Origin of the sequence: Niveibacterium sp. COAC-50, assembly GCF_013184235.1 — a bacterium.
Taxonomy (GTDB): domain Bacteria; phylum Pseudomonadota; class Gammaproteobacteria; order Burkholderiales; family Rhodocyclaceae; genus Niveibacterium; species Niveibacterium microcysteis.
In genome coordinates, this window is the sequence record NZ_JABCJM010000001.1 from 1,225,118 (window position 1) to 1,249,380 (window position 24,263).

The 24,263-nt window shown below is 64.9% G+C and carries 23 protein-coding genes; 8 read left to right on the top strand and 15 right to left on the bottom strand.

Features of this window, described 5'->3' with window-relative positions; translation table 11 throughout:
- Window positions 1-50 precede the first annotated feature (50 nt).
- From HH302_RS05495 to malE, 4 genes are all read left to right on the top strand, one after another.
- Entirely contained in the window at window positions 51-1,454 is a 1,404-nt protein-coding gene (locus HH302_RS05495) for a DNA recombination protein RmuC (RefSeq protein WP_172199280.1), read from the top strand.
- Window positions 1,455-1,485: 31 nt separating this feature from the next.
- Entirely contained in the window at window positions 1,486-1,992 is a 507-nt protein-coding gene (locus HH302_RS05500) for a DUF1993 family protein (protein ID WP_172199283.1), read from the top strand.
- A gap of 135 nt (window positions 1,993-2,127) precedes the next feature.
- Window positions 2,128-3,744, top strand: a complete 1,617-nt coding sequence (locus HH302_RS05505) for a methyl-accepting chemotaxis protein (RefSeq protein WP_172199286.1) — start codon at window positions 2,128-2,130, stop codon at window positions 3,742-3,744.
- Between the two features lie 10 nt (window positions 3,745-3,754).
- Complete coding sequence (gene malE / locus HH302_RS05510; RefSeq protein ID WP_172199289.1) at window positions 3,755-4,948, top strand: maltose/maltodextrin ABC transporter substrate-binding protein MalE; 1,194 nt, start codon at window positions 3,755-3,757, stop codon at window positions 4,946-4,948.
- 3 nt (window positions 4,949-4,951) lie between these two features.
- Here the strand turns inward: malE and mobA are convergent, their stop codons facing one another.
- The 13 genes from mobA to HH302_RS05575 form a co-directional block, all read right to left on the bottom strand.
- Complete coding sequence (gene mobA, locus HH302_RS05515) at window positions 4,952-5,521, bottom strand: molybdenum cofactor guanylyltransferase MobA (RefSeq protein WP_172199292.1); 570 nt, start codon at window positions 5,519-5,521, stop codon at window positions 4,952-4,954.
- Complete coding sequence (gene moaA / locus HH302_RS05520) at window positions 5,518-6,543, bottom strand: GTP 3',8-cyclase MoaA (RefSeq protein WP_216661821.1); 1,026 nt, start codon at window positions 6,541-6,543, stop codon at window positions 5,518-5,520. Before moaA ends, mobA begins: the two co-directional genes overlap by 4 nt.
- 176 nt (window positions 6,544-6,719) lie before the next feature.
- Window positions 6,720-8,597, bottom strand: coding sequence for a methyl-accepting chemotaxis protein (locus HH302_RS05525; RefSeq protein WP_172199298.1), 1,878 nt, complete (start codon window positions 8,595-8,597; stop codon window positions 6,720-6,722).
- Window positions 8,598-8,740: 143 nt separating this feature from the next.
- Window positions 8,741-9,442 carry a phosphatase PAP2 family protein gene (locus tag HH302_RS05530; protein ID WP_172199301.1) on the bottom strand — a complete coding sequence of 234 codons (702 nt, stop codon included), beginning with the start codon at window positions 9,440-9,442 and terminating at the stop codon, window positions 8,741-8,743.
- Window positions 9,442-10,923 carry a glycosyltransferase family 39 protein gene (locus HH302_RS05535; RefSeq protein ID WP_172199304.1) on the bottom strand — a complete coding sequence of 494 codons (1,482 nt, stop codon included), beginning with the start codon at window positions 10,921-10,923 and terminating at the stop codon, window positions 9,442-9,444. Before HH302_RS05535 ends, HH302_RS05530 begins: the two co-directional genes overlap by 1 nt.
- Window positions 10,920-12,467, bottom strand: a complete 1,548-nt coding sequence (locus HH302_RS05540) for a glycosyltransferase family 39 protein (protein ID WP_172199307.1) — start codon at window positions 12,465-12,467, stop codon at window positions 10,920-10,922. Before HH302_RS05540 ends, HH302_RS05535 begins: the two co-directional genes overlap by 4 nt.
- Window positions 12,464-13,516, bottom strand: coding sequence for a glycosyltransferase family 2 protein (locus HH302_RS05545; protein ID WP_172199310.1), 1,053 nt, complete (start codon window positions 13,514-13,516; stop codon window positions 12,464-12,466). Before HH302_RS05545 ends, HH302_RS05540 begins: the two co-directional genes overlap by 4 nt.
- Complete coding sequence (locus HH302_RS05550; RefSeq protein ID WP_172199313.1) at window positions 13,513-14,430, bottom strand: lysylphosphatidylglycerol synthase transmembrane domain-containing protein; 918 nt, start codon at window positions 14,428-14,430, stop codon at window positions 13,513-13,515. The genes HH302_RS05545 and HH302_RS05550 overlap by 4 nt, the downstream gene beginning before the upstream one ends.
- Window positions 14,427-15,236 carry a phosphatase PAP2 family protein gene (locus HH302_RS05555; protein WP_172199316.1) on the bottom strand — a complete coding sequence of 270 codons (810 nt, stop codon included), beginning with the start codon at window positions 15,234-15,236 and terminating at the stop codon, window positions 14,427-14,429. Before HH302_RS05555 ends, HH302_RS05550 begins: the two co-directional genes overlap by 4 nt.
- A gap of 64 nt (window positions 15,237-15,300) precedes the next feature.
- Window positions 15,301-16,146, bottom strand: a complete 846-nt coding sequence (locus HH302_RS05560) for a D-hexose-6-phosphate mutarotase (RefSeq protein WP_172199319.1) — start codon at window positions 16,144-16,146, stop codon at window positions 15,301-15,303.
- 13 nt (window positions 16,147-16,159) lie between these two features.
- Window positions 16,160-16,750: a DNA-3-methyladenine glycosylase I gene (locus HH302_RS05565; RefSeq protein WP_172199322.1), complete on the bottom strand. Its 591-nt coding sequence runs from the start codon at window positions 16,748-16,750 to the stop codon at window positions 16,160-16,162.
- A gap of 5 nt (window positions 16,751-16,755) precedes the next feature.
- Window positions 16,756-17,067 carry a putative quinol monooxygenase gene (locus HH302_RS05570; protein ID WP_172199325.1) on the bottom strand — a complete coding sequence of 104 codons (312 nt, stop codon included), beginning with the start codon at window positions 17,065-17,067 and terminating at the stop codon, window positions 16,756-16,758.
- Window positions 17,064-19,769 (bottom strand): GNAT family N-acetyltransferase, encoded by a 2,706-nt coding sequence (locus HH302_RS05575; protein WP_172199328.1) that lies wholly within the window; start codon window positions 19,767-19,769, stop codon window positions 17,064-17,066. Before HH302_RS05575 ends, HH302_RS05570 begins: the two co-directional genes overlap by 4 nt.
- Window positions 19,770-19,934: 165 nt before the next feature.
- Between HH302_RS05575 and HH302_RS05580 the strand changes: the two genes are divergently transcribed.
- Complete coding sequence (locus HH302_RS05580) at window positions 19,935-20,513, top strand: methyltransferase domain-containing protein (protein WP_253945989.1); 579 nt, start codon at window positions 19,935-19,937, stop codon at window positions 20,511-20,513.
- A gap of 33 nt (window positions 20,514-20,546) precedes the next feature.
- The gene (locus HH302_RS05585; protein WP_172199331.1) at window positions 20,547-20,783 is read left to right on the top strand and encodes an RNA-binding protein; all 237 of its coding nucleotides are present in this window, start codon (window positions 20,547-20,549) and stop codon (window positions 20,781-20,783) included.
- Here the strand turns inward: HH302_RS05585 and mnmH are convergent.
- A complete protein-coding gene (gene mnmH, locus HH302_RS05590) occupies window positions 20,776-21,831 on the bottom strand; it encodes a tRNA 2-selenouridine(34) synthase MnmH (RefSeq protein ID WP_172199334.1) in 1,056 nt (351 codons plus the stop codon). The two genes, HH302_RS05585 and mnmH, sit on opposite strands and share 8 nt — an antisense overlap.
- Before the next feature lie 67 nt (window positions 21,832-21,898).
- On the opposite strand from mnmH, the gene selD reads away from it, so the two are divergent.
- Window positions 21,899-22,936, top strand: a complete 1,038-nt coding sequence (gene selD / locus HH302_RS05595; protein ID WP_172199337.1) for a selenide, water dikinase SelD — start codon at window positions 21,899-21,901, stop codon at window positions 22,934-22,936.
- A gap of 15 nt (window positions 22,937-22,951) precedes the next feature.
- Here the strand turns inward: selD and HH302_RS05600 are convergent, their stop codons facing one another.
- The gene (locus HH302_RS05600) at window positions 22,952-23,557 is read right to left on the bottom strand and encodes an arylesterase (RefSeq protein ID WP_172199340.1); all 606 of its coding nucleotides are present in this window, start codon (window positions 23,555-23,557) and stop codon (window positions 22,952-22,954) included.
- Between HH302_RS05600 and HH302_RS05605 the strand changes: the two genes are divergently transcribed.
- Complete coding sequence (locus tag HH302_RS05605) at window positions 23,544-24,257, top strand: ABC transporter ATP-binding protein (RefSeq protein WP_172199343.1); 714 nt, start codon at window positions 23,544-23,546, stop codon at window positions 24,255-24,257. The genes HH302_RS05600 and HH302_RS05605 overlap by 14 nt on opposite strands.
- Window positions 24,258-24,263: the final 6 nt, after the last annotated feature.

The window sequence follows — 24,263 nt, forward strand, 5'->3', positions numbered from 1 at the left end:
GGAGCAAGGGCGCTGCCGGCTATACTCTTGGGGTTGAAACCGGAGTGCCGATGACCGAATTCCTGCCCTTGCTCGCCGCCATGCTGACGCTTGCTGCCGTCGCTTGGCTGGCGCTGACGATCCGCGCGGCACTGGCTGCCGCTGAACAGAGTGCTGAGGCGCGTATCCAGCGCCTTGAAAGCACATTGGTACAGGCGCTGCGTTTGACCGAGACCGATCTCGCGGCGGGTTTCGAGCGCCAAGTCGAAAGGCTTGCCGGTACGCAGGTCGAAACCGCCGAGCGGCTTCGATCGCAGGTGTTCGAAGCCCTGCGTGCCACGGGCGATGCGGTGGCCGATACGCGGCGCACTGTGGAGCAGGGTGGGGCGCTGCAACGCGAAGACCTTGCCGCCCGCCTTGCCGAGTTGACTCAGGCGACGGCAACACGGCACGAGCAACTGCGAGGACAGCTGACCGAGGCGATGCTCAAGAGCGTGGCGGAGCAGGCGCGCGCCGATCGCGAGTTGTTGCAGGAAGGCCTCAAGGCAGCCTCACTGCAGATGGCGACCAGCAACGAGGCGCTGATGCGGGTGCTGAGCGAGCGACTGGATGCGATCACCGGCGTGGTGCACCAGCGCCTCGACGAGGGCTTCAAGAAGACCAACGAGACCTTCGCCAGCGTGATGGCCCGCCTTGCGACGATCGATGAGGCACAGAAGAAGATCGATGGCCTCACCACCAATGTGGTCAGCTTGCAGGAGTTGTTGGGCGACAAACGATCGCGTGGCGCGTTTGGCGAGGTGCAGCTCGAGGCATTGGTGAAGAACGCGCTGCCGCCCGATGGTTATGCCTTCCAGGTCCAGCTTGCCAGCGGCGTACGGGCCGACTGCGTGCTTAACCTGCCGGAGCCGACCGGCCGCGTGGCAGTGGATGCCAAGTTCCCGCTCGAGAACTACCACCGCATGTTCGACACCGACGTCGGTGATGTCGAACGCAAGTCAGCCCAGACGGCCTTCCGTGCCGATGTGAAGCGCCACGTTGAGGCGATTGCGTCGAAGTACATCATTCCAGGTGAAACCTCCGATGGAGCGGTCATGTTCGTGCCGGCCGAGGCGGTGTTCGCCGAGATCCACGCCTATCACCCGGAGGTCGTCCAGTTTGCGCTCGCGCGCCGCGTGTGGATCGTTTCGCCGACCACGCTGATGGCCGTTCTGAATACAGCGCGCGCCGTGCTCAAGGACGTCGAGACGCGCAAACAGATCCATGTGATCAAGGATGCGCTCGGCAAGCTCGCCAAGGACTTCACCCGTTTCGACGAGCGCATGCAGAAGCTCGCCACGCATATTCGCCAGGCGCACGAAGATGTTCAGGACGTTCATACGTCAAGCAAGAAGATCTCCGGCCACTTCACGCGAATCGAACAGGTACAGCTTGAAGACCTGCCACGCGCACTCAGCGAAGACGATTCACAGTAGGGTCTGACCACATTCAAGGGGGAATCTCGCCATGTCCATTGATCTCTATCGGCTTTCGGTTGGCACCTTCCAGCGTCATCTCGAACACATTGACGCCTTGCTCAACCGCGCCCTCGCGCACTGCGCCGAGCACGCGGTCGACCCGCAAGAACTCCTTGGCGCACGTCTTGCCCCGGACATGTTCGACTTCAAGCGTCAGGTTCAGATCGCCTGTGACTTCGCCAAGGGCGCAGGCGCGCGGCTCGCCGGTGTCGAGGTGCCGAAGTACGAAGACGACGAGCAGACCTTCGAGGATCTGCGCGTGCGCGTGAACAAAACCATGGGTTTCCTGCGCGGGCTGTCGCAGGCGGACTTCGTCGGTGCCGACACGCGCACCGTCGTGATTCCGCTGCGCGAACGCACACTGCGCATGGACGGCGCAACCTACCTCGTCGATTTTGCGCTGCCGAACTTCTATTTCCACTACACCACGGCCTACGACCTGCTTCGGCACGCGGGCCTGGCAATCGGTAAACGCGACTTCATCGGCGACGTTTGATCGCAATATTGCGAGGCGTGAGCGGGCGACGCTCAAGTCGCCTGCCTCTGATGCCGTAATCCCTTGAGTTGCGACGTTGCCCTTTGCGCGCCGCAGGCGTAGCGAAGCGGGTAGGTCGACTCGGGGGAGATCTTCATGACCATTACGACCCGGCTCGCCAGTCTGATCGGCGGGGCCATTCTTGCGCTGCTCGTGGTGGGCGCAATCGGCTTGGTGCAACTGGGGCGACTGAACGCTTCGGTGCGACAGGTCACCGAACAGGAAGTGCCGGCGCTGGAAGCCGTCAAAGGCTTCGAAACCCGCTACCACGAACTGCGTACGCTGATCTTCCGGCATATTGCAGACCCCGATCTGCAGCGCAAGGCTGCGCTCGACAGCGAACTCAAGACCAAGGGCGCGGCGCTGGAGCAGGACATCCAGCGCTTTGAGAACCGGCTCGAAGACGCCACCGCGCGTGCACGCGTCACGGAATTCCGCAAGACCGTCGCGGCCTACCTGCTGGTGTGCGAAACCGCGCTGACACGGTCGCGCCAGAACCAGACCGAAGCGGCGATGGAACTGGCGGTAAGCCCCTTCATCGAAGACGCCGCCGTCCTCAGCAACGAGATCCTCGGCACGCTCGCGAAGGAAGCTTCCGAGCGCGTCAGCCGCACCCGCGAAGCCTCTGCCGCGACGTACAAGACCGCCTTTGGTGTGCTGGCTGGGCTGATCGCGCTGGTGGTCGTGGGCATGGTGATCCTTGGCTGGCTGCTTGCCACCTCGATAACCCGACCGCTCACCACGCTGCGCAATACCGTGGTCGAGATTGGCAGCTCCTTGGACTTCACGCGACGCATCCCGTCGCGCGGGCGCGACGAGATCGGCCAGACCGTGACGGCGTTCAATACGATGGTGGAATCAGTGCAAGCCTCGTTCGCCGAACTGGCTCAGAGCGCGAAGCGTGTTGGTGAGGCGGCACGCGGCATGGAAAAGACCTCGCAGCAGCTGGCCCACGGCGCTGGCGTGCAGGCCGATTCGGCGTCGGCAATGGCTGCGGCGGTGGAGGAGGTGACCGTCAGCATCAACCATGTCGCCGAACGTGCGCAGGACGCCGCTGCGCTGTCCGCCGATGCGAGCCGCAGCGCGGGTTCGGGTGAAGCGGTCGTCGGAGCGACGGTTCAGCGCTTTGGCACCATTGCAAATGAAGTCGACCAGACCGCAGCAAGCCTGGACGCCCTGCAAGGCGAGACGGCGCGGATCTCTTCGGTGGTGGGCGTTATCCGCGATGTGGCGGAGCAGACCAATCTGCTCGCGCTCAATGCGGCAATCGAAGCCGCACGGGCGGGCGAACAGGGTCGCGGCTTCGCCGTGGTGGCGGACGAGGTGCGTGGTCTGGCCGAGCGCACGGCCAAGTCGACCAGCGAGATCACCGAGATGGTGGCGCGCATCCAGTCGGGTGCGCAGCAGGTGGTGCAGCGCATGCAGCGCACCGTCGCCACGGTGAAGGAAGGGGCGAGCGAAGCGGTGGCCGCCGGCGAGGCGATTCGCACGATTCGCGGTTCGTCGGATCAGGCGGTCGAAATGGTCAGCGACATCACGGACGCAATCCGCGAGCAGAGTGCAGCCAGCACCTCGATCGCGCAGCAGGTGGAACGCATCGCGACGATGACCGAGGAGACTACGGCGAGCGCGCGCGTTACGGCGTCGTCCGCATCCGATCTGAACGCGCTGGCCGAGAAGATGGTCGGTGCGATCTCCCGTTACCGTTACTGAGGGCATTCGCATGCGCGCACAGATCATTACCGGCCTGGCGGCCCTGCTGCTGGTGACGCCCGCGCTTGCCGGCGAAAAGGGCAAGCTGCTCATCTGGATCAACGGTGACAAGGGCTACACCGGCCTGCAACAGGTCGCCGACGCGTTCGGCAAGAAGTACGGCGTGACCGCGAAGGTCGAACACCCGGATGACCCGACCAAGAAGTTCGAGGAAACCGCCAAGGGCGGCAATGGCCCCGATGTGTTCCTGTGGGCGCACGACCGCATCGGCGACTGGATTGGCAAGGGCCTGATCAGCGAAGTGTCGCCGCCCGAGAAGCTGCGCAAGGAGCTGGTGTCGGTGGGCTGGGACGCCTTCACCGTGAATGGCAAGGTCTGGGGTTACCCGGTCGGCGCCGAAGCGATCATGTTGCTTTACAACAAGAAGCTTGTGCCGAAGCCTCCGGCGACCTTCGAGGAGATCATTGCCCTCGACAAGGAGCTCGCCGCCAAGGACGTGAAGGCGATCGGCTGGGATTACACCAACTCGTACTTCACCTGGCCCCTGATGGCCGCCAACGGCGGCTACGTGTTCAAGCGCGAGAGCAGTGGTAGCTACAGCGCGGGCGACGTTGGGGTCGCCACCCCTGGTGCGCTGGCCGGTGGGCGGTTGCTCGCCGATTACATTGCCGCGGGGGTCTTACCCAAGGGTGGCCTGCCGTACGGCGACGCTGAAAAGGCCATGACCAGCGGCAAGCAGGCCATGTGGATCAACGGCCCCTGGGCATGGGATGCGCTGCGCAAGGCCGGCATCGATTTCGGCGTGGCGCCGCTGCCGACGCTTCAGGGCAAGCCCGCGCGCCCCTTCGTCGGGGTACTTGGGGCGATGGTCGTGGCCGATACGCCAAACCGCGATCTGGCGACGAAGTTCATCGAAGAGTTCCTGATGACCGAGGAGGGGCTCAAGACGGTTAACGCCGACAAGCCGATCGGTGTGCCGCTGAACAAGAAGCTGTTCTGGTCGCTGATGAGCGACGAAAAGATCCGCATCTCGATGGATGGCGTTACCTTCGGCCGGCCGATGCCATCCAACCCAGAGATGGGCCGTTTCTGGACCTCTTTCACGCTGGCGCTCAAGCAGATTGCCGATGGCAAGAAGAAATCGGACGAGGCACTCGCGCAAGCCGCAAAGGACATGCTCGCCCCGCCTCCACCACCGAAGTGAGGCTCAGGGGCTGAGCATTTCCGGGGAGTTGAGGTTTGCGAACGCGGTGGCTTGGTCACTGAAGTCCACCGTGCGTGCGTCAACCGACGCGAGCCAATTCGCCACCTTGCGATCGCCGCGCGCGAGGTAGGCGCTCAGTGAGTCTGCGAGGCTAGTGTGCAGCAGGCAGAAGACCGGCTGCCAACGGCCGGCAAGGGTGACCACGGCAGCCTTGCCGCCCGCTACGCCGGCATGGAGTCGCTGCGCCAGGTCGCGGGGCAGGGCGGGGCTGTCACAGGGTACGCACAGCAACCAGCCCGCAGCCGCGTTGTGCAGACCGGCTTCGATGCCTGCCAAAGGCCCGCGGAAATCGGCGTCGCTGTCTTCCAGCACCGGAACGCCGAATGCCGCGTAGCGCGCGAGATTACGGTTGGCACTGATCAGCATCTGGTCGACCTGCGGCGCAACGCGTTCGAACACCAGTTCGACCAGTGGCCGGCCTTGATAGTGGATCCAGCCTTTGTCTGCGCCGCCCATACGCTGACCGGCGCCGCCGGCGAGGATCAGCCCGCTGGTTGGCTGCGCGGCCGTCATCCGCCGATGTAGGACATCTCAACCTTCGCGGCGCGATTGGCCTCGCCGCGAAGCTCTGAGTAGCGGTCGTCGCGGCTTCGCCAGACCTGTCGGATGCGGGCGGTGAGTGCGCCATCGTCGGCCCCCGAACGAAGCAGCGCACGCAGATCGTGCCCGCGATCAGCGAAGAGGCAAGTGAAGAGTTGCCCCTCAGGCGAAAGGCGCATGCGGGTGCAATCGCGGCAGAAGGCGTGGCTGACGGATGAGATCACGCCGATCTCGCCGCTGCCATCGCGGTAGCGCCAGCGTTCCGCCACCTCCCCGGTGTAGTTCGCATCCAGCGCATCGAGCGGAAACTCGCCCGAGATACGGGCGACCACCTCGCGCGACGGCAGCACGGCGTCGAGGTTCCAGCCGTTGTGGCTGCCGACGTCCATGAACTCGATGAAGCGCAGGATGTGGCCGCTGCCCCGGAAGTGGCGCGCGAGCGGCAGAATTTCGCCATCGTTGGTGCCCCGCTTGACCACGCAGTTCACCTTGACCGGCCCGAGACCCGCATCCGCCGCCGCGGCAATGCCGGCGAGCACCCGTTCAACCGGGAAGCCGACGTCGTTCATGCGGCGAAACACCTCGTCGTCCAGTGCGTCCAGACTCACCGTCACGCGCCGCAGGCCGGCGTCGGCGAGGCTGCGCGCCTTTTGTGCGAGTAGCGCGCCGTTGGTGGTCAAGGTCACTTCTACGTTCAGCCGCGCCAGTTGTTCGATCAGCCGTTCCAGCTGTTTGCGCAGCAGTGGCTCGCCGCCCGTGATGCGTATCTTTCGCACGCCTTGGTCAACGAACAGTTGGGCGATGCGGGTGATTTCCTCGAAGCTCAAAAGTGCCGCGCGGGGGAGAAAGGCGTGGTCGCGGTCGAACACGTCCTTGGGCATGCAGTAGGTGCAGCGGAAGTTGCAGCGGTCGGTAACCGAGATCCGCAGATCGTGCATCGCACGGCCAAGTTGATCGACTGCAGCGTGGGCAGGGTCGTCTGGCGACAGCGCCATGGGCGCTGGCGAGGGCGCTGCGACGGGGAAGATCGGAATCGGCGGGCGGGCGTTCATGGAGTCGGCGCGAGGCGCAGCGAGCGGCGGTGGATGAAGTTTAGCCGCTGCGCCGAAGGCCGGCGAATGATTCCGCTCAAGAACGGCGGGCCCCTTCCTGCTCGGGGCCCGGCGGTCGATTACAGGCGGAAGCCGGAGATGAGCTTGCGCATCGTGTTGGCCACTTCGTGCAGCCCGCCCAGCGTGTCGCGCACGCCCTGAATCGCGGCGTCGTTTTCGTGCATGCGTCCCGTGATCTGTTCGGCGGACTGTGCCATCAGCGTCGTTGCCTGTTGCTGCTCGCTGGTGGAGGCGGCGATCTCGTCGATCCGCGCGACGGCTTCGGTCATCTTCTGCTGGATCTCGGTCATCTGCCGTGCTGCTTCCTCACTGGCGGATGCGCCCTTGCCGACCGTTTCAATGGTGCCTTCCATGCCGGAGAACGCGCGCCGTGTGTCCTCGTTCATGCCGCTGATCATGTGGGTGATTTCGAGCGTGGCCTTTGCCGTGCGTTCTGCGAGCTTTCGGACTTCGTCGGCCACGACCGCAAAACCGCGCCCCTGTTCGCCGGCACGGGCGGCTTCGATTGCCGCGTTGAGCGCCAGCAGATTGGTTTGGTCGGCGATTTCCTTGATGACGTTGACGATCCCGCTGATTTCGTTGGCGCGGCTGCTGACGGTGTGGATCATCTCGCCCAGCGCACGCACTGATTCGGACGAGTGCGAGAACTCCTGAGAAACTTGCGCGATGGTCTTCGCGCCGTGTTCGGACATCTGCCCGGTCTGTTGCACCAATCCGTTCGCCACCGCAGCGCTGTCGGCAATGTGCGCCACCGAAACGGTGATTTCTTCAATCGTTGCAGCGTTCGCACTTGCAGTGTCTGAAAGGCTGGTCGAGTGCTGGGCGAGGCGCTGAACGGTGCCATCAATGTTCTCGACGCCATTCGACAGCCGTTCCGCCTCATTACGCACTTCGAGGAACATGGTCCGTAGCGTATCCAGGAAGCGGTTGAAGGCGGCTGAGGTTTCCGCGATCTCGTCGTTGCCGGAGACGTTGAGCGTCCGCGTCAGATCGCCGCCACCGGCTGAGATCTCCTTCATCAGGTCGCGCAGCGTCGCCAGGCGGCCGAGCATTCGGGTCAGCACCGCGATCAGCAGCGGCAGCGCAATCGCCAGTGCCAGCACGAGGATGCCGAGCGCGGTACCGAGCAGCTTGTCCAGCGGTGCCAGCGCACTGCCCTTGTCCACCACCACGCCCAGTGTCAGATCTGTTCCAGGGACCGGGAACATCTCGACGAAGCTCGCAACGCCCTGCACCTTGAGGTCGCTGGCCTGCTCGTTCTTGTAGGCGCCGAGAATCGCTTCGGCCGTGAGCTCAGGTGCGAGTTCGGTCGCGGACTTCTGCAGGAGCTCCTTGCTCGGGTGCACCAGGATCTTGCCGTCCTTGCCGATCAGCATTGCGTAACCCTTGGCGCTGAAGCGCACCGCGAGGATCTGCTGCACCACCCGATCAAGGGTGATGTCCGCGGCAACAACCCCTTTCAGGTTGCCGCCTTCCTTGGCGGCATAGGCGAAGGACACGACGAGCTGCCCGGTCGACGCATCCACGTAAGGTGCGGTCATGATCGGCTTGTCGCTCGCGACGGCCGCGGTGTACCACGGGCGCTGCGTGGCGTCGTAGCCCGCGGGCAGTTGTTGGTTGTCAGTGAAGAGGATCTTCTTATCGGGGAACCCGACGTAGAAGAGATCGAACTGGCCTGACGCCTTGGCTTGCATCAGTACCGGCATCGGATCGGCCGCCAGCGCCGCCCCGGCGCCGGCTTGGGTTACCTGTGAGCGCGACGCGATCCATTCGCCGGTTGCGGCTGCCGTCGCGCGCGCAACGCCGCGGATTTCGGCATCCATCCGCTGGATCAATTCGGCGCGCATCATCACGTAGATCGCCAGCGTCACCGACAGCAGCGCCGCGAGCATCAGCGCGGCGGTAACGGCGATCAGCTTCCCTCTCAGCGTATTCATCATCGCAAGCCTCACCAGTTGTAAGCGGAGAAAGAACCCAGCATGACCATAACGTCATAATGGGATTGCGACTTGAGGGGGAACTGAGAGGGAGTAGCGGCGGGGCGTGCGGTATGTCGCACCGCGCCGCACCAGTCGCGGCGTCAGCGCAGCGCGGCGGGGATCTGCTCGCCGGCCGGGAGCCAACCGACGCGCCTCAGGATCGTGGACGCGAGCCAGCAGCCCAGCCACACGGCGTAGAAGGCGAACACGACGTCGCTGGCGAAATGCCCGCCCTGAATGACGCGTACGAACCCGACAACGGTGCCGGATACGGCCGCGATGCCGAGCCAAAGCGCGCGTCGGCGCGGGGCGGCCAGCCAGCCGAATGCCATCAGCGCAAAGGCGCCCGTTGCATGTCCGCTGACAAACGAGCAATTGCGATCGCACTCTGCGGCGGGTACCAGTGCCGGCGTGAAATGGCGGGTGCCGCCGAAGGCCTCGATCTGATGCGGGCGTGCACGGCCCCAGTGATTCTTGAGCCCTGCGTCGGCGATCAGCCCCGGCCCCAATGCAAACGCCAGCGCGAGAAAGCCGAACCAGCGTCGGCGCGTGGCCAGCCAACCGTTTCGCACGACGAAGCTCGCAAGCCACAGCAGGATCACGGTGATTACGGCGAGGCGCGAGCCGCCCCATACGCCCCAATAGATCGCTTTGACGACGGCGAGACGGTCGAGCGCAAAACCATCCTGCGCTGTGAAAAAGAGGCTGGTGATCTGCAGATCCAGCTGCGGCCACAGCGTGAACACCAGCGCGGACAGCGCGAATACCGCCGCAAGCAGTGCGGCCTCGACGCGGCTGGGCATCAGTACCCCTTGAAGCCTTGCATCAACCACACGTCGGTCCGCAGCGCGAAATCCGGGTGCGTTTGAACCTTGAGCATGCCGACCTTCTCGACATGCTCGAAGCGCGCGGCCACTTCCGCCGGGTCACCTTGGGCAAGGAACAGAATGGTGATGCCCTTGGTATCCGGCAATGAGTGGGTCAGCTGGTACTGGTCATGCACCGCGTGCGCAGGGTTCCAACTCGCAATGCGTGGCGACTGCGCGCGCAGCGTGTAGGCGACGTGGGCAAGCAGCGTCCGCTCATCGGCGACGACATAGGCGTCGGGATTTGCGGCGATCCAGGGGGCGACGCCGCGGGCCAGCGAATCCCAGCCCTTCATGCGCTTGAACGGATCGATCTTCGCGGTGAGCGGCCGATGCACCACGGACAGGATCTGTGGCCATTGATACACCACCACGGCGATCAGTACGTTCAGGCCTATCGCTGCGGCGAGCAGCTTGCGGCGACCCGATGTGCGCGAGAGCCAGGCGACCGCCAGCAGCGTGCCGCCGGCGAAGATCGGGCCGGCCCAGTTTGCATTGGCCTCGCTGGAGCTGGCCTGGGCCATCACCAGCAGCAGCAGCGGTACCGAACCGGCGAACAACAGGCGGTCGGCGTCACTGCGCCAAGTGCTGCGCAGCGTGACGATCGCACCGATGAAGCCGATGGCCAGCAGCGGGCCGATCGAACCGATTTGCGCCGCGATGAACTCCAGCAGGTTGGCATCCTTGTGCTGCTGGGTGATCTCCGCGGTGTGGCGGAACGTCGGGAAGCCATTTGCCCAGTTCCACCACAGGTTCGGGGCGAGCACTGCGAGCGCGACCAGGGCCGTGATCCAGGGGCCGGGGCTCACCAGCTTGCGACGCCCTTCAGGGCTGGTCAGCAGGAGCAGGGCAGCCGTCAGCGCGAAGGCGGCCATCGTGTACTTCGACATCAGGCCCAGGCCGCAGGTCAGACCGAGCAGTACCCAGTCGCGCGCGCGATTGCGCTCCAGGGCGGTATGCAGTGCCCACAGCGAGGCTGTCCAGAAGAACAGCAACAGCGCGTCGGTCGAGATGAATAGGCTGAGCGCGGTCGTGATCGGAAGCGTCAGGAAGGCCAGTGCCGCGACCAGCGCGGTGCGCGTGTCGTAGAGCCGGCGCCCGAGACCGAAAAGCAGCAGGGCGGTTGCGGGGTAGAGCAGCAGCGAACCCGCCTTGACGCCGACCAGCCCGTCACCCAGCCAGGCAGTGCTTGCCTTGATCACGGCGGCGACGAGCGGCGGCTTTGAAAAGTAGCCCCACGCGAGCGCTTGTGACCAGCCCCAGTAGTAGGCCTCGTCAACGTAGAGCGTTGCGCCTGAGTGTGTGATGACCCAGATCCGCCATATCGTCAGCAGCACGATTGCGACCATCAGCGCTGCAAGCGCGGGGCCGGCAGGCGTGCTGGGGCGGTCTTCGGAAAACATGCGTGTCATGCTCATCGTTGTCGAACCAGGCGTACGCCGCCTTCGCTGTAGAGCACGTCGATATTTGCGTCGGCCGGGATGCGGTCGGCGCGCGTCAGAGCGATTTCACCCGGCAGCGGTGCACGAGCTGGCGCCTGACGTTCGCGGTACACCGCAAAACTCGGCTGGAAGAAGTTCCACTGCACGCCGGGCTCCGGCATTGTGCGTGCCGCGAGTGCGGCGCGCTTGACCGGACCTTGCAGCAGGTCGCCCACGTACGGGGTTACCACGGTCGCAAGCAACACGCCCTGAATCGCCGCAATGGCAGCGAGTCGCCGCCATGCGGCGGTGCGCCAGAGCACGGCGATCAACACTGCCGCGACCAGTGCGCCGAGGGTCGCCAGGTGATACGAGAACCCGGCCGCTTCACCCGCTCTTGAGAGCTGGGCCACGTAGTACGGATCAGCGATTCGGCCGTTTGCCAGTAGTTGTTGGACGAGCGACGGCAAGGCGGCGAAGAACGCGAGCGCAAGGATCGCCGGCAGCACGCCGAGCGCGACGGTTTTCAAGCGCTCGCGATGCAGCGCTACCAGCAGGAACAGTGGCGAGCAACCATAGAGCGCGTAGTGCGGCAGCTTCGTGCCTGAAAGCGAGAAGAACACCAGCACGAAACCGAACCAGATCCACAGGAAGCGGCGCAGCGGATCAGCGGTGTCGCTGCGCACGGCGCTGACTGCGCGCAGCAGCGGCGCAATCCAGGGCAGCAGCAGCAGCGGCACGATGACCGGATAGTAGAAGAGGCTGCCGCCGTGGCCTTCCATCGGACCCGAGAAGCGGCCGACGTTGTGCTTCATGATGAAGCCGTCGATGAACGCTTGGCCGTGGATCATCAGCGCCGCGGCATACCATGGTGCCGCCACGGCGATGAGAATCACCCAGCCGAGCGGATCGACGACTGCGCGCAGCCAGGTCTTGAATTCGCCGCGGCTGACGCAATAGGCGAGCGTGACGGCAGCGGGGATCGCCAGTGCGATCGGTCCCTTGGTCAGCACCCCCAGCGCGATCCAGAGGTACATCCGCCGCAGCGGCGCCCGTGCTCCCGATTCGAGATGACGCCATGCATCGGTCAGCGCGAGCGCGAGTAGCAGATTCAGCAGCGCGTCCGCCGTGGCGGCGCGACCGATCACAAATACCCCAACGCTGGTGGCTGCCACGAGGGCCGCCAACTGCGCCGTTTCACGGCCGAACCGGCGCCATGCGAAGTTGCCGATCACCGCACACCAAAGTGCTGCGGCCAGGGCGGAAGGTAAGCGGAAGGCCCATTCCGATACGCCGAACAGCCCCACCGGAATTGCCTGCAGCCAATAGATCAGGATCGGCTTATCGAACCGCGGTACGCCGTTGAGCCAGGTGGAGAGGAAGTCGCCGCGCTCGAACATCTCGCGGGTCGCTTCAGAGAAGGCGCCTTCGTCCACATCGAACAGCGGCGCACCACCCAGGTTCAGCAACAGCAGGACGGCTGGTACAAGGAACAGTACCAGCCGGTCGCGTAAAGTCGGCGCCGGCAAGGTGGCGCTCATTCGGCCTCGGCCTGTCCGGGTTTGTGCCAGGCGTCGCCTTCGTCGGGTTCATCGGGATCGCGCACCCGGTACTGCGAGGCGGCGCCGGATTCGAAGTAGATCCGCGCAAGCGTTTCCGCCAGCACGCCGGTCGAGATGAACTGGAACGACGCGATGATCAGGAAGAAACCCAGCTGCAACAAAGGGCGCTGGCCGATCGATGCGCCGGTGAACAGTTTGAGCGCTGCGAGCCAGCTGAGGATCAGGCCGCCAATCACCCCCATGCCGAGGCCGATGCCGCCGAAGAAGTGGCCGGGGCGAGCGCGGTAGCGCATGAAGAAGAACACCGAGATCAGATCCAGGATCACGCGGAAGGTGCGCGAGATGCCGTACTTGCTCTGGCCGAACTGGCGCGCATGGTGCGTCACCACTTCCTCGGCGATGCGGCGCGGGGTTGTGACGGTTGCGAGCCAGGCCGGGATGAATCGGTGCATTTCGCCGTACAGCCGCACGTTCTTGATCACGCTGGCGCGGAAGGCCTTGAGGCTGCAGCCGTAGTCGTTGAGCTTGACGCCGGTGATACGGGCGATCAGGCGGTTGGCGATGCGCGACGGGATCTTGCGCAGCACCATGCCGTCCTTGCGGTTCTTGCGCCAGCCGGCGACGAGGTCGAGGTTCTCGTTCAGCAGGCGGCCGACCATGCGCGGGATGTCGATCGGGTCGTTCTGGAGGTCGCCGTCCATCGTCACGATCACGTCGCCGCGCGCAGCGTCAACGCCAGCCTGCATCGCCGCGGTCTGCTTGAAATTGCGCATCAGTGACACGACGCGCACATGCGGGCCGTAGTGCCGCGCGGCAGCCTCAAGCTCGCCCGGGGTGCCGTCGGAGCTGCCATCGTCGACGAGGATCAGTTCCCACGGATAGGCATAGTCGTGCAGCGCTTCATGCACACGCTTGGCGAGCGGCGCGACGTTTTCGGCCTCGTTGTACATCGGCACCACGACCGACAGACGGTGCGGCGGAATGGATACGGGAGCCTGGCTTGTGGCCGGTGTGGCGACAGTGTTCATTGTGATTTTCCGTTTGCATTGGCCGAATGGGGCCCTGCCGGGAGCGCGACGAATGCCGCCGCGCCGGCGCTGACCGCGGCCGCGATGATGACGAGGTGCAACGCGAGCGCGGCCTGCAGCCCGTTTGCGAGTGTAATGCCGTGCGGCGTCAGTGCGGCAGCAACGCCGGCTTCGTAAGTGCCGAAACCGGCCACGCCCTGCACCGGAAGGATCGCGGCCAACTCGCCGCCAAGCACGCCTGCACTGGCGAGCAGGCCGGCCTGGCCGAGCAGGGCGCCGAGAAGCAGGGTTTGCGCCGAGAGCTTCACGATCCAGTTCGACAGCGTCCAGGCCCAGCTGCGAACCGCGCCGCGCGTTGAGTGCGCCAGCGCGATACGGACTTTGGCGAGCTTGCCCAGCCAACCCGGAAGCGGTTCCGCGCCGATCGGATGGGCGCGCGCCCAGGCGGGCACCGCCCAGGCTGCGACGAGCACTGCAATGCTCCACAGCGCACGCAAGGCGATATCGAGCCCGGGCCAGACCCAGGCCGCCAGCAGCAGCACGACGAAGGCGTCCTGCATGCGCAGCCAGAGGAGCGAGACCAGCGCGCGGCCCATCGGCACGCCGAATTCGCGTTGCAGCAGCACTGGTAGTGCAATCTCGCCGCCGCGGAACGGCACCACGTTGATGGCGGCGTTATGCGCGGTGGTGACGCGCGCCATGGCCCAGAAGTGCCCCGTCGCGACGTCGGCGAACTCGTCCCGGATACGGGCTGCACGCAGCAGGTAGCTCACCAGAAATCCGCTGAGCGCGAGGGCCAGCGTGGCGGGCGGAATGGTTGCGAGTCGGCTGCCGACGTCGCGCCAGTTGCCGCTGGCGGCAAGCCAGCCGAGCAGAGCCAGCGAGATGGCGAGGGCGATCAAGCGTTTGATCATGGCGCCACCTTCTGCGCTCTGTGCGCCCACTGCTGGCGCAGCGCCACAAGGCCGCTGACGAAGGCGAGCGCAGACAGCGCCCACTTCAGCAAGTCTGCCTGCGGATAACCGAGGTTCGTGAAAGCGAGGCTGGCGCCCATGATCACCAGAGCGATCGCCATCACGGCCAGCATGGCAGGGCGTTGCCAGATCAGCCAGCGACGTGACACTGCTTCGCCGGCCGCGCCGGACAGCCAGCCGCCGGCGGCCCCGACCAGTACATCAAGCGGCCAGTGTGCGCCAACCGCGATGCGTGACAGGGCAACCACGATCGCCACCGGCAGCAGCACCAGCGCCAGCCGACCGGGTCGCTGGCTGAAGAACACGAGCGTCGCGGCAAACGCGAAGGCCGTCATCGCGTGGCCCGACGGAAACGAGTTGCGGGTCAGCGTATCGCCGATCACGTGGATCTGATCCGCTGCGAGCACCGCGGCGGGGCGGGCGGCATTGAGCAGCGGCTTGATGGTGTGCGTGAAGATGCCGCCGAAGGCGCCGGTCAGCAGCGCGGCGGCCATCAAACGCGGGTGCTTGGACAACGTCGGGGCGATCAGCGCGTAGGCGCAGGCGCCGGTGCCGAGTGCCGTCGCCCATGACCAGAAGTGCTCCGGCAGCGATTGGGCGGCGGCATTGAGCGCAACGAAAACCGGGACGTTGGCGCCGGCCATGAGTAGCCAGACCGCCGCGCCCAGCAAGATGGCTGGCGGCAGCCAGATCAGCAGGGGGCGCAGCAGTGTGGTGGGCGCCGCGGGCGCGTCGGATTCGGGCATCGACTCAGAATGTCGGAAAAACCGTTAATTCTAACATCGGAGCCCGCCGGGCCCGGTTTGCCGATCAGAGCGCGACGAGACTCTGGCGGCCCCACCATTCGCCGCCGGGGGCAAGTTCCACCGGCTTGCCGATCGCGCCGTGCTCGATACACAGCATGCGGCGGAAGCCCAGCGGTGTCATGTCCGGGAGCGCCGCCGACAGATGCTCCCAAGGGTTCCAGATCACGGCGTCGGGCAGGTTTTCGGCAGAAACCCCCAGCGCGCGGCGATGCTCGCTCAGCAACAAGGGCTTCGTGGCGTCGAAGTAGATCCGGTCGGTCTCCGCCTCGATCATCAGTTCGGTGCCAGTCTCCTTGTGTTCGGTGCCGCGGGTGGCGTCGAGGTAGCGCAGGCCACGCAGGCCTTCGATCTTGCTCTCTTCGACTTCCTTGGTTGCGAGGTAGCTGTGAAGCGCGCAGGTGAAGCGCAGGGGCTCGTCGCCCGGGTTGTGCACACCCAGTTCCACGTCCAGCCGTTGCCCGGTCACGAGGACGGTCAGCTCCGCGCGGAAGGCGTGGGGCCAGATGGCCCGCGAGATGTCATCGTCACTGATCGAAAGCGTAGCGGTGGCAAAATCCTTCTCGGCGCGTGCGGCGTCGACATCCCACGCGACTGTGCGCACGAAACCGTGTTTGGGCAGTGGGCCCCGCGAACCAAACTGCGGGAAACAGACCGGGATGCCGCCGCGGATCGGTACACCCGCCTCGAAGCGCGCGCGCTCGCTGAGGAACAGGCGCTCTTCGCCGCCAGCCGGGATCCAGCTGATCACCTGCGCACCGTGGCGCATGATCGTGACCTGCGCCCCGTCACGGGCGGTCAGGCGGATAGCGGGCAGGCCGTTGAATTCGATATGCTGGACGGCGTCGTTCATTCGGGGTGAATCCTTAAAGACGGAAGCTGGCCGCGGATTGTGCGACCTCGTTCCGGCGGAAACAACCCTCGGCGTGGTCATTCACCATGCCAACGGCCTGCATGAAGGCGTAGCAGGTGGTGCTGCCGACAAAGCGGAAACCGGCTTTGCGCAGCGCGCGACTCATCTGGTCGGATACTTCATTGGTCGCCTGCGGCGCGGCACCGGGGGCCGGGGATTGCGGGCGTCCATCGACGAAAGACCACAGCCATTTCACCGGATCCGCGCCACCATTCTGCAGCGCAAGCCAGGCGCGCGCGTTGCCGATGGTTGCCTCGATCTTGCCGCGATGGCGCACGATGCCCGGGTCAGCGAGAAGGCGGGTGACGTCGTCGTCGCTGAAACGCGCGACCTTGGCCGGATCGAACCCCGCGAACGCGCGCCGATAGCCTTCCCGCTTGCGCAGAATCGTCAGCCACGACAAACCCGCTTGCGCACCTTCCAGCGTGAGGCATTCGAAGAGCGCGTTGGCGTCGGCGAGCGGCACACCCCATTCGGTGTCGTGATAGTCCAGGTACAGCGGATCGCTCGTGACCCAGGTGCAGCGGGCTGGCGCGTCGCACATCGCGATCAGATCTCGAACTCGTCGACCACTTGCAGCACGCGGAACTGCGGAATGCCTGCGAGCTTGCCGATCAGGGTCATGATCGCTTGCTTTACATGCGGGGCATTCATGTGGCGATTGAGGGAAGCCTCGTCGGCCCACACCTCGATGGTGTTGATCCGCATCGGGTTGGTGGTGTCGCGATACAGGTCGTAGCGCAGGCAGCCGTCCTCCTGGCGGGTCAGTACGGCCGCAGTGCGCAGCACCTGGATGACCTCGGATTCGTGCTGGGGCACGATCTCGGCCAGGGTGATGACGTGGATGCGGGGCTTGCTCATTCGGGGGCTCCGGGGGATTGGTAGGCCTGGATATCAAGGCTGCCGAGTTTAATCGAGGTGTCTTCCGGATCGTTCGTGAGCTTGAATCCGATCTTGCGCACGAACCGCAGCATGCGGTCGTTGTCGGTCAGGAAGATGCCCTTCATTTCGAGCAGACCGCGCTCTTTCGCGCTCAGGATCAGGATGTCCATCAGGCGTTGCGCGAGGCCGCTGCCCTTGGCGTCGTCGGACACCACGATGGCGAACTCGCAGCTCTTGCCGTCCGGGTTTGCGGCATAGCGGCACACGCCCAGTTCGTATTCGGCGCCGTCGCGCTCGGTAGTCGCGACGAAGGCCATCTCGCGGTCGTAGTCAATCTGCGTGAGTTTCGCGAGCATCTGCGGCGGAAGCTCCGACAGCGCGCTCATGAAGCGGTAGTACTTCGTCTCGGGCGAGAGGCGGCGTACGAATGCCTGCTCGAGCACCGCGTCCTCCGGCATGATCGGCCGCACCACCACGGGGGTGCCGTCGCGCAAGCTGACGTGCTGCACCAGGTTGCCGGGGTAGGGGTGGATCGCCATGTGATCGTAGCGCCCGGCCTTCTTCGGCACGCGGCCAACCACGATACGCACATCGACCGCGACGACTTCCTGCTCATCGGCAACCAGCGGTTGGATATCGACCGAGCGCACCCAGGGCAGTTCGCAGACCATTTCCGACAGGCGCAGCAGGACGAATTCGAGCCGCTCCATCGCGATCGCCGGCAGACCACGCCAATCGCCGAGCTTGGCCGCGATGCGGTGGGACCGCACCAGATCCTTGGCGAGGAAATCGTTCAACGGCGGCAGTGCGACGGTGCGGCCTTCTAGGCTTTCCGCATCAACGCCGTGTTCGCCGAACGAAATGACCGGCCCGAACACCGGGTCGCGCGATACGCCGAGCAGCAGCCCACGGGCGCTTGCGATATCGATCCGCGGTTCGATCGTGATGCCGTACGACGTGCTTTCGTCGTCGCGACTGCGCAGATCGTCCATCAGTTCTTCAAAGGCGAGGTGCGTCGCCACCGCGCTTGCCGGGAAGCGTTTCGGGCCCGCGCTGATGCGCTGCTGCAGCATGGCGTTGGGCCGCATGGTCACCGGGAAGCCGATGTCGTAAGCCATCGTTACTGCTTGTGCCGCGGTTTGCGCAACCAGCGTGCGCCGAACCGGGATGCGGAATGCGGCCAGCACCTGGCGGGCTTCGCTTCGGGTAAGCGTGGTGCGGCCGGTTTCGATCGCGTTCTCGATCACGGCGCGCGCGCCGGCAACGTCCGGCGGCTCGAGGTTCGAGAGCGGTGCTGGTACCTGGGTCAGCAACTTCTGGTTCTGGTAGTAGGCCGAGATCTGCGAGAAGAGGTCGATTGCCGGCTCTGGCGTGCGGAAGCTCGGGATACCCGCGGCGACGAACAATTCACGCGCGGCGGCCACCTGCGATTCGCCCATCCAGCAGCAAAGAATCGGCTTCTCCGCCTTCTTGTCGATCTCGACGACACGTTGGGCCACTTCGATCGGCAAGGTCATCGCCTGCGGCGTCAGGATCGCCAGCACCCCGTCGACGCCAGGGTCGGCAAGGACGGTCTCAAGCGTGCGCGCGTAGCGGTCCGGGTCCGCGTCGCCGACCATGTCGATAGGATTGTCGTGCGACCAGGCGCGCGGCAGATCGCGGTTCAGCGTGGCCACCGTTTGCGGTGAGAGCTCCGCCAGCGGAATGCCGAGGTCTCCGGCGCGGTCGGCAGCCATGACCCCCGGGCCGCCGCCGTTGGTGATGATCGCCAGACGGTTGCCACGCGGGCGGAAGCGGGTGAACAGCGCCTGCGTGGCGGCGAACATCTGCGTCAGATATTTCAACCGGATTACACCTGCACGGCGCAGCGCTGCGTCGAACACGATGTCCTCGCCGACGATTGCACCGGTATGCGAATGCGCCGCGCGCGAACCGGACGGATGTCGGCCCACCTTGATTACCATGATCGGCTTGGCACGGGCGGCGGTCCGCAGCGAACTCATGAACCGTCGCGCATCGCGGATACCTTCGATGTACAGCAGGATGCTCTCGGTGCGGAAGTCCCAGATGAGGTAATCGAGGATCTCGCCGAAATCCAGATCGCACGAGCCGCCGAGCGACACCACGTTGGAGAAGCCGACGCCGGTGGTCTTGGCCCAATCGAGAATCGCAGCGCACAGCGCGCCAGATTGCGAGACGAAACCGATGCTGCCTGCCTTCGGGGCGGCGTGGGCAAAGGTGGCGTTGAGCCCGGCAATCGCTCGCGCAATGCCAAGGCTGTTGGGGCCGAGGATGCGCACGCCGTGCTTTTCCGCAAGGCGCACGATGTCGCGTTCCATCGCGGCGCCATCAGCACCGCTTTCGGAGAAACCCGCGGAAAGGATGACTGCGGTGCGTACCCGAGCCTTGCCGCATGCGGCAACCACATCGGGCACGGTTGGCGCTGGCGTGGCGATGACGGCGAGGTCGACCCGTTGCGGCACATCGCCAATGCTGTGCACGCAGGGCGCGCCAAGAACGTCCTGGTATTTCGGGTTGACCGCGTAGAGCTTGCCCTTGAAGCCGCTCTCCTGCATGTTCTTGACGAGCACTTGGCCGAGCGCGCCTTCGCGCGGCGTGGCGCCGATGATTGCGACCACCTGTGGCGCAAAGAGTGGTGTGAGGTAGTGTTGCTCGTCCATGCTGACACCCGATCCGGTTGTTGGCGGCATCGTAGGCGGCGCGGCTGACAGCACACTTGCGATGGGTCATCCGGCCGAGGTTGCGGGCCGGGTCGGCCGCGCAAGGCTATTGTCTTCGGTTTGGCGCGCGCTTGCTTAGTCTCGCGCAGGCGGGTGGCAAAGAAAATGGTGGCGGCAATGTTAAACAAGGATTCCGCGCTGCAAGGCAGCGGCCAAACCATCGGTGAACCTTCGTCCTGGGTGGTGGCTCAAGCGGGCCTGCTGCCGCAGGGCCGGGTGCTTGATCTCGCGTGTGGTCGTGGGCGGCACGCGCGCTGGCTGGCGGCAATGGGTTGGCCCGTTCTGGCGGTTGATCGCGACGCGCTGGCCCTGGATGCCCTTGCAGATGTGCCGGGCGTCGAGACGCTGTGCTGCGACCTGGAGGGCGAGCGCTGGCCGCTCGCCGGGCAGGTATTCGCCAGCGTGGTTGTGACGAACTACCTCTACCGGCCCCATCTTCCAAGCCTTGCGGCCATGCTACTGCCGGGCGCAGTGCTGATCTACGAGACATTCATGCTGGGGCAGGCGCGTTTTGGCCGGCCGAGCAATCCGGATTTCCTGCTCGCGCCCGACGAGTTGCATCACTGGGCGATTGAGTGCGAGCTCGATGTGTTGGCCTTCGAACAAGGCGAGCAGACTGTGCCGCGCCCCGCGTGCGTGCAGCGTCTGTGCGCGCGCCGGCCTTCGCCCGGGACTATGATCTAAGGGGCGATACCCCTTCCACAACGGAGCGATGCGATGAGCTTATGGATTGCGAACATTAACCCCGAGGCTACGGACGACGACATTCGCGAACTGGTCCGCAAGTACTGCGGTATCGAAGTGCCCGAAATCCGCCGTGAACCGGGCGACGGTAGCCGCCCGGCCGCCCAGTTGATCTTTCCCGACGTCAACAACACCGTGCTGCAAGAGTTTCAGAAACGCCTGCACGGCATGTTCTGGAAAGATCGAACGATCAGCGTTCAGATCATGTAAGTGCCTTGATCAACTCGCCGGCCGCGGCCGCCAGGCTGGCCGGCGAAAGATCGTTGAGGACAACCGGGCGTGCATCCGCAAAGCGCCCGTAGTTCTTGTTCTGCGAGCGCTTGTAGAGCGGGTCGTAATGCTGGTCGATGAACGCAGCGAAGAGCTCCGGCAGATTGCCGGCGGCGGCGAGCTGCTTCCACTCGTCCAGCGTGGCGTTGCTGTGAAAACTCCGCAGGCAATCGATGCGTTGCTGCAGGTCTTCGACGTCGTCACCGAGGTAGGCGTAGTCGCCAAGCAGGAAGTCGATCCGGGCGTCGCGGCTTGCTTCTACCGCCACACACTCGCTCGCGCGCATACGCTCGATCAGCGGTTCTGGCACCTGAATGACGCCGATCTTGCGGCTCTCGGCTTCGACGAAGACCGGCCGCTCCGGCGCGAAGCGGGATAGTTGCTCACAAAGCGCTGTCTCGAAGGCTTTCTGGCTTGGCTGGTCGATGCCTGGCAGGCGCCCGAGGACCGATCCCTTGTGTTTCGCGAGCCCCTCCAGATCCAGCACCTGTGCGCCCTGTTCGGAGAGCGCGTCGAGCAGGCGGGTCTTGCCACTGCCCGTGGCGCCACAGACGACGACAAAACGCAGCGTAGGTGGCAGCGCTTCAATACGATCGATGACATGGCGGCGGAACACCTTATAGCCGCCTTCGAGTTGGCAGGCATCCCAGCCGATCATGCGCATCCAGGTCGTGAAGCTGCCACTGCGCTGCCCGCCGCGCCAGCAGTAGAGCAGCGGCCGCCAGTCCTTGGGCTTGTCCTGGAAATGCTTGTAGAGATGGCGGGCAATGTTCTCCGCCACCATCGCGGCGCCGAGTTTGCGCGCCTCGAATGCCGATATCTGTTTGTAGATCGTGCCAACCTGGGCACGTTGTTCGTTGTCCAGCACCGGGCAGTTGATCGCGCCGGGGATGTGATCGTCAGCGAACTCGGCTGGCGAACGGACGTCGATGATCGCGTCGAAGTTCGCGAGATCGGCAATGCGGGCAATGCCGCGGGGTGTCTGCATGAAAACTCCGGAAAGCGGGTGTGCGGCAGGCAGGTAAAATCAGCGGATTCTCCGCCAAGGTCCGGATATGGATATCAAACTTACGCAATTTTCCCATGGCGGCGGCTGCGGCTGCAAAATCGCGCCGGCGGTGCTGTCGCGTCTGCTCGCCAGCGCACCCGCTGGAATTGTGCCGCCCGCACTGATGGTGGGCAACGAAACCTCAGACGATGCGGCGGTGTATCGCCTCAACGACGAGCAAGCGCTGGTCGCGACGACGGACTTCTTCACGCCTATCGTCGACGACCCATACGACTTCGGCCGCATCGCGGCGACCAACGCGATCTCTGACGTTTACGCGATGGGTGGTCAGCCGATCATGGCGCTCTCCTTGGTCGGCATGCCGCTCGACAAACTGCCACTTGAAGTGGTCGGGCGCATCCTCGAAGGCGGTGCGGCGGTATGCCGCGAGGCCGGCATTCCGATCGCCGGCGGCCATTCGATCGACATCCCCGAACCGATCTACGGCTTGGTGGCGCTGGGTTTGGTGCATCCGGACCAGGTCAAGCGCAACGCCGATGCGCAGGCGGGTGACGTGTTGATCCTTGGCAAGCCGTTGGGTGTTGGTGTTCTCAGCGCCGCCTTGAAGAAAGGTCGGCTTGATAGCGCTGGCTACGCCGAGATGATCCGCCATACGACAAAGCTCAACCGGGTTGGCGTGCAGCTTGCGAAGATGGACTTCGTGCACGCACTGACCGACGTCACCGGCTTCGGTCTTGCCGGGCATCTGCTTGAGATCGCCCGCGGATCGCGGCTTGCCGCCGCGGTTGCGTTTGATGCATTGCCGCTGATTGCGCAGGCGGTGGCGTTTGCGAAGGAGGGCATGGCCACCGGTGCGACCGGGCGCAACTGGAACGGCTATGGCGCCGACGTGCTGACGCCTGACGGTTTCGAGCCCTGGCAGCGCACGCTGGTGACAGACCCGCAAACCTCAGGTGGGTTGCTTGTGAGCTGCGCGCCTGACGGTGTCGAAGCGGTACTGGCAGCCTTTCGCGCCGATGGCTTTGGTGAGGCTGCGGTAATCGGTCAGTTGCTGGAAGGGCCGCCCTTGGTCCGCATCGCGTGATCGCAGCGCGATCGCTCAGCGCTTGAGCAACGGTTTGAGCGCTGGCCAGATATTGTCGAGCACCCGCGGTTGCGCTGCGGCCGTGGGGTGCAGGCCGTCTGCCTGAAAGTATGTGTTTGTCTGCGCAAAACCTTCCATGAGGAAGGGCACGAGCGGCGTCCCTTCGGCTTTTGCGACCTCGGCAAACGTGTTCCGGAACTTTTCCGTGTAGTCGGGGCCGTAGTTCGGCGGCAGGCGCATGCCCACAACGACGACCTTGGCGCCGGACTTTTTCGCCAGGCGAACCATCTCGCTGAGGTTCTCTTGCATGGGTTTGAGCGGAAGGCCGCGCAGGCCGTCGTTGGCGCCAAGTTCGAGAATCACGATTGCTGGTTTGTGCTGTGCAAGAGCGGCTGGCAGGCGTGTGCGACCGCCGGCTGTGGTTTCGCCGCTGACACTGGCATTCACGACGGTGTAGCGGTAACCGGATGTGTCGAGGCGCTTCTGGAGCAGACTTGCCCAGGCTTCGTCCTGAGTGCGCAGACCGAAGCCGGCGGACAGGCTGTCGCCAAACACGAGAATCGTGGCCGCATGGCACACTCCGGAGCACAGACAGACAAGCGCAACAATGGAACGCAACATGAACCCGAATACCTCGCTGGTGTTGGAAGCGGTGGATCTGCTCAAGCGCGTCGACGGCGTCGACGGCGAGCTGACGATTTTGCAGCAGATCAGCTTTTCGGTGGGTGCAGGCGAGACGGTGGCGGTGGTGGGCGAGTCGGGTTCGGGCAAGAGCACCTTGCTGGGTCTGCTTGCCGGCCTCGATGTTCCATCATCGGGGACCGTCAAGTTGCGTGGAACGGATCTGTTCCTGTTGAATGAAGACGATCGTGCTCGCATGCGCGGCGAGGCGCTCGGCTTCGTATTCCAATCCTTCCAGTTGCTGCCAGCGCTGACGGCGCTGGAAAACGTGATGATGCCGCTCGAGCTTGCCGGACGGCGTGACGCCGCCCCGGTGGCGAACCGTTGGCTCGATCGGGTCGGGTTGTCGCACCGGGTTGGCCACTATCCGAAGCACCTTTCGGGGGGCGAGCAGCAGCGCGTTGCGCTCGCGCGCGCCTTCGCCGTGCAGCCCGCGGTGCTGCTGGCGGACGAGCCGACTGGTAACCTTGATGCGGCTACCGGCCTGCAAATTGCCGATCTGATGTTCGACATGAACCGCGAGGCCGGTACGACGCTGGTGCTGGTAACACATGACGAACGCCTTGCAGCGCGTTGCTCCCGCGTGATTCGTCTTGCTGCCGGGCAGCTTTTGAGCGACACGCTCGCCGCTGCGGCGTGATGCTCG

Excerpts from the sequence above, each read along its gene's own strand:
- HH302_RS05495 (WP_172199280.1), top strand. The coding sequence starts at position 51 with ATGACCGAATTCCTGCCCTTGCTCGCCGCCATGCTGACGCTTGCTGCC.
- HH302_RS05500 (WP_172199283.1), top strand. The coding sequence starts at position 1,486 with ATGTCCATTGATCTCTATCGGCTTTCGGTTGGCACCTTCCAGCGTCAT.
- HH302_RS05505 (WP_172199286.1), top strand. The coding sequence starts at position 2,128 with ATGACCATTACGACCCGGCTCGCCAGTCTGATCGGCGGGGCCATTCTT.
- malE (WP_172199289.1), top strand. The coding sequence starts at position 3,755 with ATGCGCGCACAGATCATTACCGGCCTGGCGGCCCTGCTGCTGGTGACG.
- mobA (WP_172199292.1), bottom strand. The coding sequence starts at position 5,521 with ATGACGGCCGCGCAGCCAACCAGCGGGCTGATCCTCGCCGGCGGCGCC.
- moaA (WP_216661821.1), bottom strand. The coding sequence starts at position 6,543 with ATGGCGCTGTCGCCAGACGACCCTGCCCACGCTGCAGTCGATCAACTT.
- HH302_RS05525 (WP_172199298.1), bottom strand. The coding sequence starts at position 8,597 with ATGAATACGCTGAGAGGGAAGCTGATCGCCGTTACCGCCGCGCTGATG.
- HH302_RS05530 (WP_172199301.1), bottom strand. The coding sequence starts at position 9,442 with ATGCCCAGCCGCGTCGAGGCCGCACTGCTTGCGGCGGTATTCGCGCTG.
- HH302_RS05535 (WP_172199304.1), bottom strand. The coding sequence starts at position 10,923 with ATGAGCATGACACGCATGTTTTCCGAAGACCGCCCCAGCACGCCTGCC.
- HH302_RS05540 (WP_172199307.1), bottom strand. The coding sequence starts at position 12,467 with ATGAGCGCCACCTTGCCGGCGCCGACTTTACGCGACCGGCTGGTACTG.
- HH302_RS05545 (WP_172199310.1), bottom strand. The coding sequence starts at position 13,516 with ATGAACACTGTCGCCACACCGGCCACAAGCCAGGCTCCCGTATCCATT.
- HH302_RS05550 (WP_172199313.1), bottom strand. The coding sequence starts at position 14,430 with ATGATCAAACGCTTGATCGCCCTCGCCATCTCGCTGGCTCTGCTCGGC.
- HH302_RS05555 (WP_172199316.1), bottom strand. The coding sequence starts at position 15,236 with ATGCCCGAATCCGACGCGCCCGCGGCGCCCACCACACTGCTGCGCCCC.
- HH302_RS05560 (WP_172199319.1), bottom strand. The coding sequence starts at position 16,146 with ATGAACGACGCCGTCCAGCATATCGAATTCAACGGCCTGCCCGCTATC.
- HH302_RS05565 (WP_172199322.1), bottom strand. The coding sequence starts at position 16,750 with ATGTGCGACGCGCCAGCCCGCTGCACCTGGGTCACGAGCGATCCGCTG.
- HH302_RS05570 (WP_172199325.1), bottom strand. The coding sequence starts at position 17,067 with ATGAGCAAGCCCCGCATCCACGTCATCACCCTGGCCGAGATCGTGCCC.
- HH302_RS05575 (WP_172199328.1), bottom strand. The coding sequence starts at position 19,769 with ATGGACGAGCAACACTACCTCACACCACTCTTTGCGCCACAGGTGGTC.
- HH302_RS05580 (WP_253945989.1), top strand. The coding sequence starts at position 19,935 with ATGGTGGCGGCAATGTTAAACAAGGATTCCGCGCTGCAAGGCAGCGGC.
- HH302_RS05585 (WP_172199331.1), top strand. The coding sequence starts at position 20,547 with ATGAGCTTATGGATTGCGAACATTAACCCCGAGGCTACGGACGACGAC.
- mnmH (WP_172199334.1), bottom strand. The coding sequence starts at position 21,831 with ATGCAGACACCCCGCGGCATTGCCCGCATTGCCGATCTCGCGAACTTC.
- selD (WP_172199337.1), top strand. The coding sequence starts at position 21,899 with ATGGATATCAAACTTACGCAATTTTCCCATGGCGGCGGCTGCGGCTGC.
- HH302_RS05605 (WP_172199343.1), top strand. The coding sequence starts at position 23,544 with ATGGAACGCAACATGAACCCGAATACCTCGCTGGTGTTGGAAGCGGTG.
- HH302_RS05600 (WP_172199340.1), bottom strand. The coding sequence starts at position 23,557 with ATGTTGCGTTCCATTGTTGCGCTTGTCTGTCTGTGCTCCGGAGTGTGC.